Annotated in this window: 15 protein-coding genes; 5 read left to right on the top strand and 10 right to left on the bottom strand. The window is 71.8% G+C overall.

What is annotated here, in order from left to right; all coding sequences use genetic code 11:
• Nucleotides 1–64: 64 nt before the first annotated feature.
• The 4 genes from ACZ60J_RS15900 to ACZ60J_RS15885 all read right to left on the bottom strand — a co-directional run bounded on the left by ACZ60J_RS15900 (nucleotide 65) and on the right by ACZ60J_RS15885 (nucleotide 3,633).
• Complete coding sequence (locus ACZ60J_RS15900) at nucleotides 65–313, bottom strand: acyl carrier protein (protein WP_243329395.1); 249 nt, start codon at nucleotides 311–313, stop codon at nucleotides 65–67.
• 62 nt (nucleotides 314–375) lie between these two features.
• Nucleotides 376–1,380, bottom strand: coding sequence for a beta-ketoacyl-ACP synthase 3 (locus ACZ60J_RS15895; protein ID WP_469682283.1), 1,005 nt, complete (start codon nucleotides 1,378–1,380; stop codon nucleotides 376–378).
• A gap of 19 nt (nucleotides 1,381–1,399) precedes the next feature.
• Nucleotides 1,400–2,326, bottom strand: a complete 927-nt coding sequence (locus tag ACZ60J_RS15890; RefSeq protein ID WP_469682281.1) for an ACP S-malonyltransferase — start codon at nucleotides 2,324–2,326, stop codon at nucleotides 1,400–1,402.
• A gap of 89 nt (nucleotides 2,327–2,415) precedes the next feature.
• Nucleotides 2,416–3,633 (bottom strand): PucR family transcriptional regulator, encoded by a 1,218-nt coding sequence (locus ACZ60J_RS15885; RefSeq protein WP_469682280.1) that lies wholly within the window; start codon nucleotides 3,631–3,633, stop codon nucleotides 2,416–2,418.
• Between the two features lie 81 nt (nucleotides 3,634–3,714).
• On the opposite strand from ACZ60J_RS15885, the gene ACZ60J_RS15880 reads away from it, so the two are divergent.
• Nucleotides 3,715–4,398 (top strand): pirin family protein, encoded by a 684-nt coding sequence (locus tag ACZ60J_RS15880; RefSeq protein WP_469682279.1) that lies wholly within the window; start codon nucleotides 3,715–3,717, stop codon nucleotides 4,396–4,398.
• A 3-nt stretch (nucleotides 4,399–4,401) separates the two neighbouring features.
• Here the strand turns inward: ACZ60J_RS15880 and ACZ60J_RS15875 are convergent, their stop codons facing one another.
• Complete coding sequence (locus tag ACZ60J_RS15875; protein ID WP_407839324.1) at nucleotides 4,402–5,229, bottom strand: serine hydrolase domain-containing protein; 828 nt, start codon at nucleotides 5,227–5,229, stop codon at nucleotides 4,402–4,404.
• 51 nt (nucleotides 5,230–5,280) lie between these two features.
• Between ACZ60J_RS15875 and ACZ60J_RS15870 the strand changes: the two genes are divergently transcribed.
• Together ACZ60J_RS15870 and ACZ60J_RS15865 are read left to right on the top strand one after the other, a co-directional pair.
• On the top strand, nucleotides 5,281–5,721 hold the full coding sequence (locus ACZ60J_RS15870) for a MerR family transcriptional regulator (protein ID WP_469682277.1): 441 nt from the start codon (nucleotides 5,281–5,283) through the stop codon (nucleotides 5,719–5,721).
• Nucleotides 5,718–6,740: an aldo/keto reductase gene (locus ACZ60J_RS15865; protein ID WP_469682276.1), complete on the top strand. Its 1,023-nt coding sequence runs from the start codon at nucleotides 5,718–5,720 to the stop codon at nucleotides 6,738–6,740. The genes ACZ60J_RS15870 and ACZ60J_RS15865 overlap by 4 nt, the downstream gene beginning before the upstream one ends.
• A gap of 88 nt (nucleotides 6,741–6,828) precedes the next feature.
• Here ACZ60J_RS15865 and ACZ60J_RS15860 read toward each other — a convergent pair whose 3' ends face one another.
• From ACZ60J_RS15860 to ACZ60J_RS15850, 3 genes are all read right to left on the bottom strand, one after another.
• Nucleotides 6,829–7,674: a DUF4429 domain-containing protein gene (locus ACZ60J_RS15860; RefSeq protein WP_469682274.1), complete on the bottom strand. Its 846-nt coding sequence runs from the start codon at nucleotides 7,672–7,674 to the stop codon at nucleotides 6,829–6,831.
• Nucleotides 7,675–7,739: 65 nt separating this feature from the next.
• Entirely contained in the window at nucleotides 7,740–8,969 is a 1,230-nt protein-coding gene (locus tag ACZ60J_RS15855) for an alpha/beta hydrolase (RefSeq protein ID WP_469682460.1), read from the bottom strand.
• Nucleotides 8,970–9,169: 200 nt separating this feature from the next.
• Entirely contained in the window at nucleotides 9,170–9,829 is a 660-nt protein-coding gene (locus ACZ60J_RS15850; protein ID WP_469682273.1) for a TetR/AcrR family transcriptional regulator, read from the bottom strand.
• 91 nt (nucleotides 9,830–9,920) lie between these two features.
• On the opposite strand from ACZ60J_RS15850, the gene ACZ60J_RS15845 reads away from it, so the two are divergent.
• Nucleotides 9,921–11,537, top strand: a complete 1,617-nt coding sequence (locus tag ACZ60J_RS15845) for an MFS transporter (RefSeq protein WP_469682271.1) — start codon at nucleotides 9,921–9,923, stop codon at nucleotides 11,535–11,537.
• 298 nt (nucleotides 11,538–11,835) lie between these two features.
• Nucleotides 11,836–12,300, top strand: coding sequence for a peptidase inhibitor family I36 protein (locus ACZ60J_RS15840; protein ID WP_469682269.1), 465 nt, complete (start codon nucleotides 11,836–11,838; stop codon nucleotides 12,298–12,300).
• Here the strand turns inward: ACZ60J_RS15840 and ACZ60J_RS15835 are convergent.
• Together ACZ60J_RS15835 and aceE are read right to left on the bottom strand one after the other, a co-directional pair.
• Nucleotides 12,281–13,102, bottom strand: a complete 822-nt coding sequence (locus ACZ60J_RS15835) for a potassium channel family protein (RefSeq protein ID WP_469682267.1) — start codon at nucleotides 13,100–13,102, stop codon at nucleotides 12,281–12,283. The two genes, ACZ60J_RS15840 and ACZ60J_RS15835, sit on opposite strands and share 20 nt — an antisense overlap.
• A 72-nt stretch (nucleotides 13,103–13,174) precedes the next feature.
• Entirely contained in the window at nucleotides 13,175–15,907 is a 2,733-nt protein-coding gene (aceE, locus tag ACZ60J_RS15830; protein ID WP_469682265.1) for a pyruvate dehydrogenase (acetyl-transferring), homodimeric type, read from the bottom strand.
• Nucleotides 15,908–16,292 lie beyond the last annotated feature (385 nt).

The following is a 16,292-nucleotide window of genomic DNA, read 5'->3' as shown; positions in this document are numbered from 1 at the left end:
TCCATGTTTCAGGGGGTGAATTGTCACGGCGCCACCGCCAGGTGGCGACAAACGCTCGTCAGGCTCAGGCCTGGTGCTTGAGGATGTAGCTCGCGGCGTCGCCGACGGTCTTCAGACCCTTGACGTCCTCGTCCGGGATCTTCACCTCGAAGCGCTCTTCGGCGGCGACGACGACCTCGACCATGGACAGCGAGTCGACGTCCAGGTCGTCGGTGAAGGACTTCTCGAGCTGGACGTCCTCGGTCGGGATGCCGGCGATCTCGTTGACGATCTCCGCGAGACCTTCGACGATTTCTTCCTGGGTGAAGGCCATGATGGCGCTCCTTCTTTAGCTAGCTGGGGGTCGAACGGAGCACGGGATGTGGATCCCGGGCCCTAGGGGAGGGTAACGACCGTGGCGGCGTAGACGAGCCCCGCCCCGAAGCCGATGACGAGCGCGGTGTCGCCGCTCTTCGCCGCACCGGTCGCCAGGAGCCGCTCCATTGCGAGCGGAATCGAGGCGGCCGAGGTGTTGCCGGTGGTTTCGATGTCACGGGCGACCGTGACGTGCTCCGGCAGCTTCAGAGTCTTCACCATCGAGTCGATGATCCGCATGTTCGCCTGGTGCGGAATGAAGACGTCCAGGTCATCGGCGGTGATCCCGGCTGCGTCGAGCGCCTGCTGGGCCACCTTGGCCATCTCGAAGACGGCCCAGCGGAAGACCGCCTGGCCCTCCTGCGTGATGGCGGGAAACTTTTCGCCGCCGTCCTTGCCGAGGTACTCGTCCCACGGCACGGTCTGCTTGATGGTCTCCGACTTGTCGCCCTCCGAGCCCCACACCGTGGGGCCGATGGCCGGCTCGTCCGAGGGTCCGACGATCACGGCGCCCGCGCCGTCACCGAAGAGGAAGGCCGTCGCGCGGTCCTCCAGGTCGGTCAGGTCGGAGAGCCGCTCCACGCCGATGACGAGGACGTACTCCGCGGAACCTTCCACCACGAGGCCCTTGGCCAGGGTCAGGCCGTAGCCGAACCCGGCGCAGCCGGCGGAGATGTCGAAGGCGGCGGGCTTGTTCGCGCCGATGCGGTGTGCGATCTCGGTCGCCACGGCCGGGGTCTGCTTGAAGTGCGACACCGTCGAGACGATCACGGCGCCGATCTTCTCCGGGGCGATCCCGGCGGCGGCCAGGGCCTTGCCCGAGGCCTCCACCGACATCGCGGCGACGGTCTCCTGCGGGGAGGCCCAGTGGCGCGTCGCGATGCCCGAACGGGAGCGGATCCACTCGTCGGAGGAGTCGATGGTCTCGAGGATGACCTCGTTCGGCACCACACGGACCGGGCGGTAGCCGCCCACTCCGAGGATGCGGGCGTACGGGGAGCCCTTGGCAGGCTTGATCTTCGACATGCTGAGTGGGCTCCTTCTCTCAGACCGCGTGCTCGGAGACGAGCGCCGCGGCCTTGTCGAGATCGTCCGGGGTCTTCAGCGCCACGCTCGGTACGCCCTTCAGCGCGCGCTTGGCCAGACCCGTCAGGGTGCCACCGGGGGACAGTTCGACGATCCCGGTGACGCCCTGAGCGGCGAACGTCTCCATGCACAGGTCCCAGCGGACCGGGTTGGCCACCTGGCCCACCAGCCGGGCGACGACGTCGGCGCCCGTGGTCACGACCTGACCATCCTTGTTCGATACGTACGTCAGCGCCGGGTCGGCCGGGGAGAGCGCCGCAGCGGCCTTCTCCAGACCGGCGACCGCCGGAGCCATGTGGTGCGTGTGGAAGGCGCCCGCGACCTTGAGGGCGACGACCTTCAGGGAACCCTCGGGCTTCTCGGCCTCCAGGGCCGCGATCTGCTCCATGGTCCCCGCGGCCACGATCTGGCCCGCGCCGTTGACGTTGGCCGGGGTCAGACCCAGCTTCTCCAGGTGCGCGACGACGACGTCGGTGTCTCCGCCGAGGACGGCGGCCATGCCCGTCGCGGTGATCGCCGCGGCCTCGGCCATGGCGAGCCCGCGGGTGCGTACGAAGGACAGCGCGTCCGTGTCGGACAGCACCCCGGCGTACGCGGCGGCGGTGATCTCGCCGACGCTGTGGCCCGCCACGGCGCCGAAGGCACCGGGGCCGACCTTGGCGGTCAGTTCGGCCGCGGCCAGCAGGCCCGCGGCCACCAGCAGCGGCTGTGCAACGGCCGTGTCGCGGATCTCGTCCGCGTCGGCCTTCGTGCCGTAGTGGGCAAGGTCGAGCCCGATGGCGTCCGACCAGCCGGCGACGCGGTCAGCGGCGCCGGGCAGTTCGAGCCAGGGAGTCAGGAAGCCGGGCGTCTGTGCGCCTTGGCCGGGAGCGACGAGTACGAGCACCCTCACACTCTCTCTTGTGTTCGGTCCGCGCCGCCCGTGGGGACAGGGACGAAGAACCATCGGGGTAATTGTTGATGTCCGACAAAAGCTTAGGACTGAAGATCGCCGTCGGCCAGACGCCCGAGGATCAGGGCGATTCGCAGCGTGAACGCGGAGCGGACATCCGAGGGCGACCAGCCGGTGACGTCTGTCACACGTCGCAGCCGGTAGCGCACGGTGTTCGGGTGTACGAACAGCATCCGGGCGGCACCTTCGAGGCTGCTCGCCTGCTCCAGGTAGACACTCAGCGTTTCCAGCAGGGCCGAGCCCGCCTCTTCGAGCGGTCTGTAGATCTCCTCCACCAGCTGCTCGCGAGCCGAAGGGTCGGAGGCGATCGCGCGTTCGGGCAGGAGATCGTCCGCGAGCACCGGCCTCGGCGCGTCCTGCCAGGCCGTACAGGCCTTGAGCCCGGCCGCGGCGGCCTGCGCCGACTTCGTGGCGTTCAGCAGGTCCGGGACCACCGGTCCGGCGACCACCGCACCCGCCGCGAAGGGCCCGATCAGCGACTTCGCCACCTGCATCGGATTGTCGCTGCCACCCGCGATGACCACGAGCCGGTCGCCCAGCACACCCGTGAGCACCTGCAGCTTGTGGTGGCGGGCGGCCCGCCGGATCGCCTCGACCGTCAGCTCGCTGTCGCCCTCCGGAGCGGTGCCCAGCACCACGCACACGTGCTCGGGGGAGTTCCAGCCGAGGGCCGCGGCCCGGGACAGCGCGCCCTCGTCGGCCTCGCCGGACAGCACCGCGTTGACCACGAGGGACTCCAGCCGGGCGTCCCACGCACCGCGCGCCTCGGCGGCCTGCGCGTACACCTGGGCGGTCGCGAAGGCGATCTCCCGGGCGTACACGAGCAGGGCCTCGCGCAGGATCGACTCGTCGCCGGGCGCCGCGACCTCGTCGATCGCGGCCTCCATGACCTCGATCGTGGTGCGGACCATCTCGACGGTCTGGCGCAGGGTGATCGCCCGGGTCAGCTCGCGCGGAGCCGTCCCGAAGACGTCGGTGGAGATCGCCTGGGGCGTCTCCGGATGCCGGAACCACTCGGTGAACGCGGCGATGCCGGCCTGGGCGACCAGGCCGATCCAGGACCGGTTCTCCGGCGGCATCGCCCGGTACCACGACAGCGTCTCGTCCATGCGCGCGATGGCGTTGGCGGCGAGCCGGCCGGAGGACTTCTCCAGTCGGCGCAGCGTCGCGGAGTGCGGATGGGGCGGAGCCGGATGCGCGGAGTGGACCGCGGGTGAATGCTCACGTTCGGGTTGGGGCACGTGACAAGACTGCCTTATCGGGACGGCTGCGCGGAGTCCGGTCCCGTCCCGGGCCGCGCCCCGGGGACTACGGTGGCCCCCATGATTGATGTACGCCGAGGCACCGACCGGTACGAGGGAGCGGACGCCGACGCCCCGGCGGGCGGTCCGGCCACGGGGATCACCACCCGGCACGCCTTCTCCTTCGGCCCGCACTACGACCCCGACAACCTGCGGTTCGGCCCGGTCATGGCGTGCAACGAGGAGAGCCTGGCCCCCGGTGCGGGCTTCGAGGAGCACCCCCACAGCCACACCGAGATCGTCACCTGGGTGGTCGAGGGCGAGCTCACCCACCGCGACGCCACGGGCGCGGCCACCCTGGTGCGGCCCGGGGACCTGCAGCACCTCGCCGCGGCGTCCGGGACCCGGCACGTGGAACGCAACGACGGCTCCGCGCCGCTGCGCTTCGTCCAGATGTGGCTGGCCCCGGCCGATCCGGTCGCTCCGGCCGGGGAGCCCTCGTACACGCTGGTCCGGGAGATCGCCGACGGCACGCCCTACGCCGTGCCCGCGGCCGGGGCCGTCCTGCACGTCCGGCGTTTCGGCGCGGGCGAGCGGGTCGCCGTACCGGCCGCCGGGCGGGTCTACCTGCACGTCGTACGGGGGGACCTGCGGCTGGACGGCGCGGAGCTCGGGCCCGGGGACTCGGCGCGGCTCACCGGCGAGCCGGAGCTGGAGCTGGTCGCCGGATCGCCGGCCGAGGTGCTGATCTGGGAGTTCCCGTAGGACTCAGCGGGTCCTGAGCTCGGCGAGCACCGCGTCGGTGAACGGCGGCCAGGCCTCGACCGCCCACGGCCCGAAGGCGCGGTCCGTCAGCGCCACGCAGGCCGCGCGGGCGTCCGGGTCCACCCACAGGAAGGTCCCGGCCTGCCCGAAGTGCCCGAAGGTGCGCGGCGAGGAGCCGGCGCCCGTCCAGTGCGGGGCCTTCCCGTCGCGGATCTCCAGGCCGAGACCCCAGTCGTTGGGGGACTGGTGGCCGTATCCGGGCAGCACGCCCTTGAGCCCGGGGTGGACCACCGCGGTGGCCTCCGCGACGGTGCGCACGTCCAGCAGCCGGGGCTGCTGGAGCTCGGCGGCGAAGCGCAGGAGGTCGGAGACGGTGGAGACGCCGTCCTTGGCGGGGGAGCCCTCCAGGCTGCTCGACGCCATGCCCAGCGGCTCGAAGACGGCCTCGGCCAGGTATGCGGCGAAGGGGATCCCGGTGGCCTTCGCGATGTGGTCGCCGAGCTCCTCGAAACCGGCGTTCGAGTACAGCCGGCGCTGCCCGGGAGGGGCCGTCACCCGGTGCTCGTCGAAGGCCAGGCCGCTGGTGTGGGCGAGCAGGTGGCGCACGGTGGAGCCCTCGGGCCCGGCCGGCTCGTCCAGCTCGATCGCGCCCTCCTCGTAGGCGACGAGGGCGGCGTAGGCGGCGAGCGGCTTGGTGACGGAGGCCAGCGGGAAGCGGTGGTCCACCGGGCCGTGGGAGCCGAGCACGGTCCCGTCGGCGTGGACGACGGCCGCGGCGGCGGTCGGAACCGGCCAGTTCTCGATGATGCGCAGACTCTGCAAGCTCTCCATGCGGCCGAGGGTACTTGCTTGGAGTGCACTCCAAGGATTTAGCGTGGAGCCATGAGCCTGACCCAGACCCCCCTGCAGACGCAGACGCGGTACACGATCAGCGAGGTCGAGGCACGGACCGGTCTGACCCAGCACACCTTGCGCTGGTACGAGCGGATCGGCCTCATGCCGCACGTGGACCGCTCGCACTCGGGGCAGCGGCGGTTCACCGACAAGGACCTCGACTGGCTGGGCTTCGTCGGCAAGCTGCGCACCACCGGAATGTCGGTGGCGGACATGGTCCGGTACGCGGAACTCGTCCGTGAGGGCCCGCACACCGCCGACGACCGGCGCGAACTGCTGGAGCGCACGCGCGACGAGGTGCGGACGCGGATCGCGGAGCTGACCGACGCGCTCGCCGTCCTGGACTACAAGATCGATACGTATGCGATGTGCACCGCCGGCGCGGGAGCGGGCGCGGGAGCCGTCGCGGGAGAGGCAGACCGGACATGACCGGGAACACGGCAGGGATCGAGCAGGTCGAACTGGGCGCCGGCGGCCCGCTGGTGGGCGTCCAGGGCCTCGGCTGCATGGGCATGAGCGAGTTCTACGGGGCCACCGACGAGGCGGCCGCCCGGCAGACGCTGGACGCCGCGCTGGAGGCCGGGGTCACCCTCTTCGACACCGCCGACGTCTACGGACGCGGCGCCAACGAGGAGTTCCTCGCGCCGTTCGTGGCCGCGCACCGGGACCGGATCACCCTCGCCACGAAGTTCGCCATCGAGCGGACGGACGACCCGCTGTACCGGGGGGTCCGCAACGACCGCGCCTACGTCCGCGGCGCGGTGGAGGGCAGCCTGCGCAGGCTGGGTACCGACGTGATCGACCTCTACTACATGCACCGGCGCGATCCGGCCGTTCCGCTCGCCGAGTCGGTGGGCGCGATGGGGGAGCTGGTGCAGGAGGGCAAGGTGCGCCACCTGGGGCTCAGCGAGGTGACCGGCGCCGAACTGCGCGAGGCGCACGCGGTGCACCCGATCGCCGCGCTCCAGTCGGAGTGGTCGCTGTTCAGCCGGGACGTGGAGCGCAGCGCGGTGGGCGCGGCGGCGGAGCTGGGCGTGGCCTTCGTGCCGTACTCCCCGCTCGGGCGGGGCTTCCTGACCGGGGCGTTCGCGGACGCGTCGGCGGAGCTGACGGCCGATGACTTCCGGCAGTACCAGCCCCGGTTCACGGGGGACAACGCGAAGACGAACGGGGCGCTGCTGGCGCCCGTACGGGAGATCGCGGCGGCCCGCGGGGCCACCGCGGCGCAGATCGCCCTGGCCTGGGTGCAGCAGCGGGCGGCGGTGCACGGCCTGACGGTCGTCCCGATCCCGGGCACCCGCAAGCCCTCGCGCCTCGCGGAGAACACAGGCGCGACCCGCATCACGCTGACGCCCGCGGAACTGGCCCTCCTGGAGCCCATCGCCGCGGGGGTCGCGGGCGACCGCTACCCGGACATGAGCTCCACGTCGACGGCGCGCGAGGGGTAGCTCCTTCAGCCGTCCGGCGCTTGAGGGCCGGGGTCCGGGCGCAGCCCGGGGAACGGCGGAAGGGCGGGTGGGGGACAGCCCCGCAGGGTCAGGCTCCGGCCGTGAACCGGTCCCGCAGCGCCCGGTACTCGGCATCCGTGAGCAGCCCCGCATCGTGCAGCTCGGCGAGATGCCGGATCCGCTCCCAGGACCGCTGCGGCGGCACGGCGGCGACCGGGGTGCGCGCCCGCAGGGCGGCCAGCACCGCGGCCGCGAACGGCAGGGACTCGTGCACGGCCCCGCACCCCACGCCGAAGACGGCCGAGGCCAGGTCGTGGTCCGGCCGCGGATCGCCGGCGCCCTCGCGGGGCAGCAGCCGCAGGTGTCCGCCGGACCGTTCCGGGGAGTGCCAGACCAGTCCGGCCAGGGCGGCCAGCGGATACCGCTGGTCGCCCGCCTTCCACTTGGTGCTGGTGGCCCCGGTGCGCGACCAGCGGAAGGTGACGGCCCCGCCGTCGAAGGCGAGCCGGGCGTCGTACGCCTTCAGCGTGGCCGGGGGCTCCGGGACGGAGACGAGGAACCGGTCGGCCGGATCGGCCGGACCCAGCTGCTCGTGGAGGGCCCCGGCGAAGGCCGCCGCCCGGTCTGCCCCGGCTCCGCCACCGGGCAGCACCAGCCGGTACGGATCGCAGGCTTCTCTCAACTGTCCCGCCGCGGCCTCCATCAGGGGGTCCGCTCCCACCCGTACGCGGGCGTGCAGCACCAGGGTGTCCCGCCGTCCCGCGGTCAGGCCCACCCCGGACAACGCTTCGAGGGGAACCCGCCGTTCCCCCAGGGCGTGCCAGAGCCTTGGCGTTCGCATCCCCCGTGCGAAGCGGATGATGAGCGAGTTCGTGGTGCGGTCGAACTCCCAGACGGCATGATTTCCGGCCAGTACGTCACCCATGCGGCACATCGTAAAGGGACGCACCCCCGTGCGTCCCCCCTGCCGTGAGGTCCGATTTCGGGTCGGCCGAGCGGTCAGGGACCGTCCGTCCCGGATGTTCCGCGTCGGCAGGTGTCGTTCCCGGAGGCGCACACCGTGGAACCGAACGCACCGGTTCCGATTTTGGCGAAGTTGTCCAGGGATTCGGTTCCTGGCTCGAAGTAGCCGGTGTGGCTCTTGGCTCCGGCCGCCGACAGGACCCGCGCGCCGAACTCCCCGGAGACCGGATCCGCGCCGTGGCCCAGGCCCCCGAACTCCAGGTGGGGCACGTCGGCGATCCAGTCACCGGCGTCCCGCATCGCCCACACCCGCGCCGAGGTGCCCAGCCCGGCGGCGTTCGCGGCGCGCATTCCGGGGCTGCCCGCCACCACGATGTCCGTGACCCGGGGCGGCAGTTCGCGGGCGGCCACGCCGCACACCACGGAACCGTAGCTGTGGCAGAACAGCGCCACGCTCGCCCGTGCGGGCAGCGCGGAGGTCAGCGAGCGCAGCCTGGCCGCGCCGTCCACGGCCAGTCGCCCGGTCGCCGCGTCCATGCCGACGCCGGTAGGGGCGGTGTAGCCGGCCCAGGCGATGACCGCGGTCCGGCTGCCCGGGGAGGCCGCGCGCTCGGCCGCGTACAGGGACTCCGCCATGCCGACGGGGGCGGTCAGCCGGCGCATCGTGCGCTCGAAGGTCAGCGCGTCGGTGTCCACGCCGGGGACGATCACCGATACCCGGCGGGCCTCCGCGAGGTCGCCGAAGACCTCGGCGACGAGGGCGCTGCCGGTGGGGTCGAAGACGAGGATCTGCCGGCCGGGCTCGGCGAGGGACGCGAAGCGGTGGGCGCGCCGGGCGGCGGTCGCACGGTCGGAAGGGGACAGGGTCCTGTCGCGCGCGCGGGCGTCCTCGGTCCGCACTGCCTGCTTCAGCGCCATCCGGTTGGCCCGGTAGCGGACGCCGGACGGCACGCCGTCGAGATTGCCGACCACCAGCGGGTGGCCCTCGGTGAGCCGGGCGCGCTGGGCGCCGTCGAGGCTCGCGAAGAAGCGTGCCACCACGGGTGCCGGGGCATCCGCGGCGGGCAGGGCCCGGCCTTCGAAGCGGGCCGCGGCCCAGGAGGCGAGCGCCGCGTCGCGCGGGGACGCCTCGCTCGCGGTCCGGTAGACGGCCGTCCAGCCCGTGGTCGCGAGCATCAGGAAGACCACCGTCAGCGCGAGCAGGGCGCGCAGGGCGGCCGGGCGCGCGGGAGCGTCGGCGGAGGTGGGGTGGGCGGGGCCGGGCAGGTTCACTGCGCCCAGCCTAGGAGACCGTCGCGGGTGCCTGCGCGCCGGGTGACGGGAGTCACCGCCGACCGTGGGACGCCCCGCCGGCGGGTGTTCCCGTACGGGATCCGTGTGCGCGGACGCCCCGGCCCGTACGGGATGTTCGTCCGGGTTCGTCCGGCCGGTGCCCGGCGGCGCGTGCCGGGCGGAAAGTGCACCGGTCAGACGGGTCGGCGCCAGTCGGAGGCCAGCGCCGGGCCGATCTGGTCGAGGTAGACCTCGGTCATCCGCCGGATGGCGGCCACGCTCGTGTCCTCGCCCTGCCCCCAGAGCCGTCCGGTGACGCGCATCACGCCCGTGAACGCGGCGACGGCCACCCTCGGGCGCGGATCGGTGTCCACGTCCAGGCCCTCGCGCTCGGCTATCAGCCGGGCGATCCGCTCCTCCAGCTCGGTGGAGCGGCGCAGGTGCACGGCGAGCAGGGCCGGGGTGGACTCGATCAGCCGGTAGCTGCGCATGTACAGGTCGAGCGGGACCAGGTCCGAGATGGCCTCTTCGACGGTGTCCCAGGCGGCCAGCACGGCCGAGCGCATCGCCTCGAAGGGGCCCTCGGCGGGGGGCCGGGAGTGCAGCGCCGCGACGAAGTGCGATTCGACCAGGTCCTGGACGGCGAAGGCGACCTCTTCCTTGTTGGCGAAGTACCGGAAGAAGGTGCGCTGGGACACGTCCACGGCGTCGGCGATCTCGTCGACGGTCGTCTTTTCGTACCCCTGGGCGATGAAGAGGAGGAGGGCCGCGCGCAGCAGCGCGTCGCGCGTGCGCTGTTTCTTGCGCTCGCGCAGTCCGGCCGGCGGTGCGGACACGGGCTGCTGATCGGTCATCACGGCGGTCAGGGTACCTGTGACCGACCTGACAGTGGCTGTCTGACGAACCGGCCTGTGAAGTGTCAGTCGCTGTCACTAACCTGTTCGCATGACTAGTCAGATCACCGTCGACGGCGGGGACGCACTCTCGCTCACCAAGGAACCGGGCCCCTCGCCGACCCGTACGGGCCTTCGGGGCCACCCGTGGCTCACCCTGTTCGCCGTCGCGATCGGCGTCATGATGGTCACCCTCGACGGCACGATCGTCGCCGTCGCCAACCCGGCCATCCAGAAGGACCTCGGCGCCTCGCTCGCCGACGTCCAGTGGATCACCAACGGCTATCTGCTGGCCCTCGCGGTCTCCCTCATCACCGCGGGCAAGCTCGGCGACCGCTTCGGCCACCGCCAGACCTTCCTCATCGGCATCGCCGGTTTCGCCGTCTCCTCGGCGGCCATCGGCCTCTCCACCGGCGTCGAGCTCGTCATCGGCTTCCGCGTGGCGCAGGGCGTCTTCGGGGCGCTGCTGATGCCCGCCGCGCTGGGCCTGCTGCGGGCCACCTTCCCGGCCGAGAAGCTCAACATGGCCATCGGCATCTGGGGCATGGTCATCGGCGCCTCGACCGCCGCCGGGCCGATCGTCGGCGGCCTGCTCGTCGAGAACGTGAGCTGGCAGTCCGTGTTCTTCATCAACGTGCCCGTCGGCATCGTCGCGCTCGCCTTCGGCCTGTTCATCCTGGTCGACCACCGGGCCGAGAACGCCCCGCGCTCCTTCGACGTCCCGGGCATCCTGCTGCTGTCGGCCGGGATGTTCTCGCTGATCTGGGCCCTGATCAAGGCCTCGGAATGGGGCTGGGGCGACACCAGGACCCTCGCCTTCCTCGGCGGGTCCCTCGTGTGCTTCGTGGCCTTCGGCCTCTGGGAGAACTTCGTCTCCGAGCCGCTGATCCCGCTCGGGATGTTCCGCTCGCTGCCGCTGTCCGCGGGCACCGTGCTGATGGTCCTGATGGCCTTCGCCTTCATGGGCGGACTGTTCTTCGTCACCTTCTACCTGCAGAACGTCCACGGCATGAGCCCCGTCGACAGCGGCCTGCACCTGCTGCCGCTGACCGGCATGATGATCGTCGGTTCCCCGCTGGCGGGCCTGGCCATCACCAAGGTCGGCCCGCGGCTGCCGCTGGTCGCCGGCATGGTCGCCACCGCCGCCGCCTGCTTCGGGATGTCCCAGCTGACCCCGGGCACCTCCACCCTCACCATGTCGCTCTGGTTCGCCCTGCTGGGCCTCGGGCTCGCGCCCGTCATGGTCGGCGCCACCGAGGTCATCGTGGGCAACGCCCCGCTGGAGCTCTCCGGCGTGGCCGGCGGGCTCCAGCAGGCCGCCATGCAGGTCGGCGGCAGCCTGGGCACCGCCGTGCTCGGCGCGGTCATGGCGAGCAAGGTCGGCAGCGTCTTCGAGGACAACTGGGCCGGAGCCGGGCTGCCGCCGCTCACCCCGGAGCAGGCGGACCTCGCCGAGAAGGGCATCCAGGTCGGCATCTCCCCGATCCCGCCGGGCGCTCCGGAGCAGCTCGCGGCGACCATCACGGGGGTCGCGCACGACACGTTCGTGTCAGGGATGAGCACGGCCTTCACCGTCGCCGGCGTCGTCGCGGTGTTCGCCGCGATCGTGGCCGGCTTCACGAAGCGCGGCGAGAACGCGGCGGCGGGCGCGGGCGCCGCCCACATCTAGCCCCGGACCGGCCGCGACCGAGCGGCCCCAGGACCGGCGCCGCCCGGGCTGCCCGCTGCTGCCCGGGCGGCGCCTCGCACGCCTCCGCGGCCCCGACCGCCGCCGATCGGAAGGGGCCGCGGAGGCGTCAACTCCGTGCGTACGACAGCCCTGCCGGGCGGTTCCGGCAGGGCTGTCGCCTATCCGGGTGGACCCGCTCGCGGCCCCTTCCGCCGGCCCGTCCGCGCAGGTCAGCGTGGTGCCGACGGAGCTTCGGAAACGGTCCGGGGCCCGCACGTCCACCAGGAGTTGACCCGTCATGCGTACGTGGAGCACCACCCTCACCGGGCGCACCGCCGCCACCGCCACCGTCCTCGCCGCCACCCTGCTGATCCCGACCACCGCGGAATCCGCCCACGCGGCGGGCCTGATCCCCGCCCAGGCCCACGTACAGGCCCAGGCGAAGGAGCGGACGAAGGGCCGGGCGGCCGGGCCGCCGGCGCTCGGGGCCTGCGCCACCGGGCAGTTGTGCCTGTGGGCCAAGCCGGAGTTCAAGGGCGCCCGCACGACCCACGAGCTCAGCACCCTCGACATCAACAGCTGCACCGCCCTGCCCGCCGGGACCACCGCCCAGTCCCTCACGAACCGGACCGGCCGCCCGGTCACCACCTACCAGTCGGCCGAATGCGCCGAGACCGGTGAGTTCCAGACCTACCCGGGTGACGGGGTGTGGCTGCCCCAGTCGCCGTACCAGGTCAGGGCGTTCAAGGTGTGGGAGCGCTGACGGCGGCGCCGCCCTCGGGGGCGACCGGGGCGGGCACCCCCGCCCCGGCCGTCCCTGCCGCGGCCGCCCCCGCGGGAGCCGCCCCGCCGAGGCGGGCGACCTCGGCGCGCAGCGCCCGTACCTCCGCCGCCAGTTCGGAGATCGCCGCCGTCTGGGCGCGCTCCACCTGGTCGTCGCGCTCGAAGCGGGAGATGAACCAGGCCGCGATGTTGGCGGTCACCACACCCAGCAGCGCGATCCCGGACAGCATCAGCCCCACGGCCAGCAGCCGTCCGAGCCCGGTGGTGGGGGAGTGGTCCCCGTACCCGACCGTCGTCATCGTGGTCACCGACCACCACAGCGCGTCCCCGAGGTTCTTGATGTTGCCGTCGGGGGCGTCCCGCTCCACGCTGAGCACCGCCAGCGAGCCGAACATCAGCAGCCCGACCACGGAGCCCGCCACGTAGGTGGTGAGCCGGATCTGCGGGGCCATCCGGGCCCGCCGGCCCACCAGCATCAGGGTGGACACCACCCGCAGCAGCCGCAGCGGCTGGATCATCGGCAGCACCACTGCCATCAGGTCCAGCCAGTGGGTCCGTACGAAGGCCCTCTTCGAGTGCGCCAGGCCCAGCCGCACCAGGTAGTCCGCGGCGAAGGCGGCCCACACCACCCACTCGGCGTGCTTGCAGGCGCCGTGCACCGCCGGGCTCGCGTCGGGCAGGACGATCGGCACCGCGTAGGCCACGGCGAAGCCCAGGGCGAGCACCAGCAGCGGCGTCTGCGACCGGCGTTCCCACCGGGCCTGGGGGGAGGGTTGCTTCATGCGGAGCATCGTAAAGAACGCGTAAGGGGCGCCGGGACAGGTGTCCCGGCGCCCCTCACGGAAGCGCGACTGCTACGCGTCGCCGCCGGCCGCGCCCGGGTCGGCCGCCCGGACGTCCAGCAGCTGGTACCGGTCGATCGCCTGCTTCAGCGCCGAGCGGTCGATCTTGCCTTCCTTGGCCAGCTCGGTCAGCACCGAGAGGACCACCGACTGTGCGTCGATGTGGAAGAAGCGCCGGGCCGCGCCCCGCGTGTCCGCGAAGCCGAAGCCGTCCGCACCCAGCGAGGTGTACGTGCCGGGCACCCAGCGCGAGATCTGGTCCGGGACCGCCCGCATCCAGTCGGAGACGGCCACGAACGGACCCTCCGCGCCGGACAGCTTGGTGGTCACGTACGGGACGCGCTGCTCCTCCTCCGGGTGGAGCAGGTTGTGCTCCTCCACGGCGACGGCCTCGCGGCGCAGCTCGTTCCAGGAGGTCGCCGACCAGACGTCCGCCTTGACGTTCCACTCCTCGGCGAGGATCCGCTGCGCCTCCAGCGCCCACGGCACCGCCACGCCCGAGGCCATGATCTGCGCCGGGACGGCTCCCGAGGTGCCCGCCGAGACCCGGTGGATGCCCTTGAGGATCCCGTCCACGTCCACGCCGGCCGGCTCGGCCGGGTGCTGGATGGGCTCGTTGTAGACCGTCAGGTAGTAGAAGACGTCCTCGGCGTCGGGGCCGTACATGCGCCGCAGACCGTCCTTGACGATGTGCGCGATCTCGTACCCGTACGCCGGGTCGTACGCCACGCAGCCCGGGTTCGTCGAGGCCAGCAGCTGGGAGTGGCCGTCGGCGTGCTGCAGGCCCTCACCCGTCAGGGTGGTCCGGCCGGCGGTCGCGCCGAGGACGAAACCGCGGGCCAGCTGGTCCGCCATCTGCCAGAACTGGTCACCCGTGCGCTGGAAACCGAACATCGAGTAGAAGACGTAGACCGGGATCAGCGGCTCGCCGTGCGTCGCGTACGCCGAACCCGCGGCGATCAGCGAGGCCGTGCAGCCCGCCTCCGAGATGCCGTCGTGCAGCATCTGGCCGGTCGGCGACTCCTTGTACGCGAGCAGCAGGTCGCGGTCGACCGCCTCGTACTGCTGGCCCAGCGGGTTGTAGATCTTGGCGCTCGGGAAGAACGCGTCCATGCCGAAGGTGCGGTACTCGTCGGGGGCGATCAGCACGAAGCGCTTGCCGATCTCCTTGTCCCGCATCAGGTCCTTCAGGATGCGGACGAAGGCCATGGTGGTGGCGATCGACTGCTGGCCCGAGCCCTTCTTGGCCGCCGCGTAGGTCGCGTCGCCCGGCAGCTGGAGCGGCTTCGCACGCACCACGCGGGTCGGCACGTAGCCGCCGAGCGCGCTGCGGCGGTCGTGCATGTACTGGATCTCGGGGGAGTTGCGGCCCGGGTGGTAGTACGGCGGCGCGCCGTCCTCCAGCTGGGCGTCCGTGATCGGGATGTGCAGGCGGTCGCGGAAGCGCTTGAGGTCGTCGGCCGTCAGCTTCTTCATCTGGTGGGTCGCGTTGCGGCCCTCGAAGTTCGGTCCGAGGGTCCAGCCCTTGACCGTCTGCGCCAGGATCACCGTCGGCTGGCCCTTGTGGGCCTTGGCCGCCGCGTACGCCGCGTAGACCTTCTTGTGGTCGTGACCACCGCGGCCCAGGTGCTGGATCTGCTGGTCGGTCATGTTCTCGACCATGGCCCGCAGCCGGTGGTCGCCGCCGAAGAAGTGCTCGCGGATGTACGAGCCCGTCTCGGTGGCGTACGTCTGGAACTGGCCGTCCGGGGTGGTGTTCAGCTTGTTGACCAGGATGCCGTCGCGGTCCTGGGCCAGCAGCGGGTCCCAGGAGCGGTCCCAGATCAGCTTGATGACGTTCCAGCCGGCGCCGCGGAACTGCGACTCCAGCTCCTGCATGATCTTGCCGTTGCCGCGGACCGGGCCGTCGAGGCGCTGCAGGTTGCAGTTGACGACGAAGGTCAGGTTGTCGAGGCCCTCGCGGGCCGCGATGGAGAGCTGGCCGAGGGACTCGGGCTCGTCCATCTCGCCGTCGCCCAGGTACGCCCAGACGTGTGACTTCGAGGTGTCCGCGATCCCGCGGGCCTCCATGTACCGGTTCATCCGGGCCTGGTAGATCGCACCGAGGGGGCCGAGGCCCATCGAGACGGTCGGGAACTCCCAGAAGTCCGGCATGAGCCGCGGGTGCGGGTAGCTGGAGAGGCCGTACGGGGCCTTCGACTTCTCCTGGCGGAACGCGTCGAGCTGCTGCTCGGAGAGCCGGTCCAGGAGGTAGGCGCGGGCGTAGATGCCGGGCGAGGCGTGGCCCTGGAAGAAGATCTGGTCGCCGCCGTCGCCCTCGTCCTTGCCCCGGAAGAAGTGGTTGAAGCCCACGTCGTAGAGGGAGGCGGAGGAGGCGAAGGTGGCGATGTGGCCGCCGACGCCGATCCCCGGACGCTGGGCGCGCGAGACCATGACGGCCGCGTTCCACCGGGTGGCGTTGAGGACCTTGCGCTCGATCTCCTCGTTGCCGGGGAAGAAGGGCTCGTCCTTGGTGGCGATCGTGTTGACGTAGTCCGTGGAGCGCATCTCGGGCACGGCCACGCGCTTCTCGCGGGCCCGCTCGATCAGCCGCAGCATCAGGTAGCGGGCGCGCTCACGGCCCCGCTCGTCGACGGCCGCGTCGAGGGAGTCGAGCCACTCCTGCGTCTCCTCCGGATCGAAGTCCGGTACCTGACTCGGAAGGCCACCAATGATGATCGGATTGCGATCGGATGCGGAAGCCACGCTGTTCCTTCGCTGTCGGGGGTGTCGTGCTGAAGATGTAACGGGGTTCGCCGCCCCCATGGTCTTACGCTCGGCAGAAATCGTCATCTTTACCGTTGGGTAATCCCTGGAGGTGGCGGGATTGCGCTGGCTCCGGCGACGACAACGCCCAAACCGCAACCTTACGCCCATGTCGATCACTCCCTTCGCAAGGCCGTTCGTCCCTCAAACAGGTGCGAAAGTCCCGGGGGCGTGCCGAATGAGGTGGAATGGTGTGGGATGAATCACCAGGGGTACATGCGGAAGGGCTGAAAGTTGCGGCGAGACGGCCGCAATCGTCACCGTTTCGACGGTCTCGGCGGCCGGGTACTTGCGCGATCCGCCGCGCCCGTGTGGACTACGCCCA

Source organism: Streptomyces sp. NPDC104226 (genome assembly GCF_055584085.1).
Note: the sequence above shows the minus strand (reverse complement) of the source record. Positions and strands in the feature narration are given on the sequence as shown.

Coding starts and splice junctions, on each gene's coding strand:
- ACZ60J_RS15860 (WP_469682274.1), bottom strand. CDS start 7,674: ATGTGCCGCATGGGTGACGTACTGGCCGGAAATCATGCCGTCTGGGAG.
- ACZ60J_RS15840 (WP_469682269.1), top strand. CDS start 11,836: ATGCGTACGTGGAGCACCACCCTCACCGGGCGCACCGCCGCCACCGCC.
- ACZ60J_RS15880 (WP_469682279.1), top strand. CDS start 3,715: ATGATTGATGTACGCCGAGGCACCGACCGGTACGAGGGAGCGGACGCC.
- ACZ60J_RS15895 (WP_469682283.1), bottom strand. CDS start 1,380: ATGTCGAAGATCAAGCCTGCCAAGGGCTCCCCGTACGCCCGCATCCTC.
- ACZ60J_RS15865 (WP_469682276.1), top strand. CDS start 5,718: ATGACCGGGAACACGGCAGGGATCGAGCAGGTCGAACTGGGCGCCGGC.
- ACZ60J_RS15835 (WP_469682267.1), bottom strand. CDS start 13,102: ATGAAGCAACCCTCCCCCCAGGCCCGGTGGGAACGCCGGTCGCAGACG.
- ACZ60J_RS15875 (WP_407839324.1), bottom strand. CDS start 5,229: ATGGAGAGCTTGCAGAGTCTGCGCATCATCGAGAACTGGCCGGTTCCG.
- ACZ60J_RS15870 (WP_469682277.1), top strand. CDS start 5,281: ATGAGCCTGACCCAGACCCCCCTGCAGACGCAGACGCGGTACACGATC.
- ACZ60J_RS15900 (WP_243329395.1), bottom strand. CDS start 313: ATGGCCTTCACCCAGGAAGAAATCGTCGAAGGTCTCGCGGAGATCGTC.
- ACZ60J_RS15845 (WP_469682271.1), top strand. CDS start 9,921: ATGACTAGTCAGATCACCGTCGACGGCGGGGACGCACTCTCGCTCACC.
- ACZ60J_RS15850 (WP_469682273.1), bottom strand. CDS start 9,829: ATGACCGATCAGCAGCCCGTGTCCGCACCGCCGGCCGGACTGCGCGAG.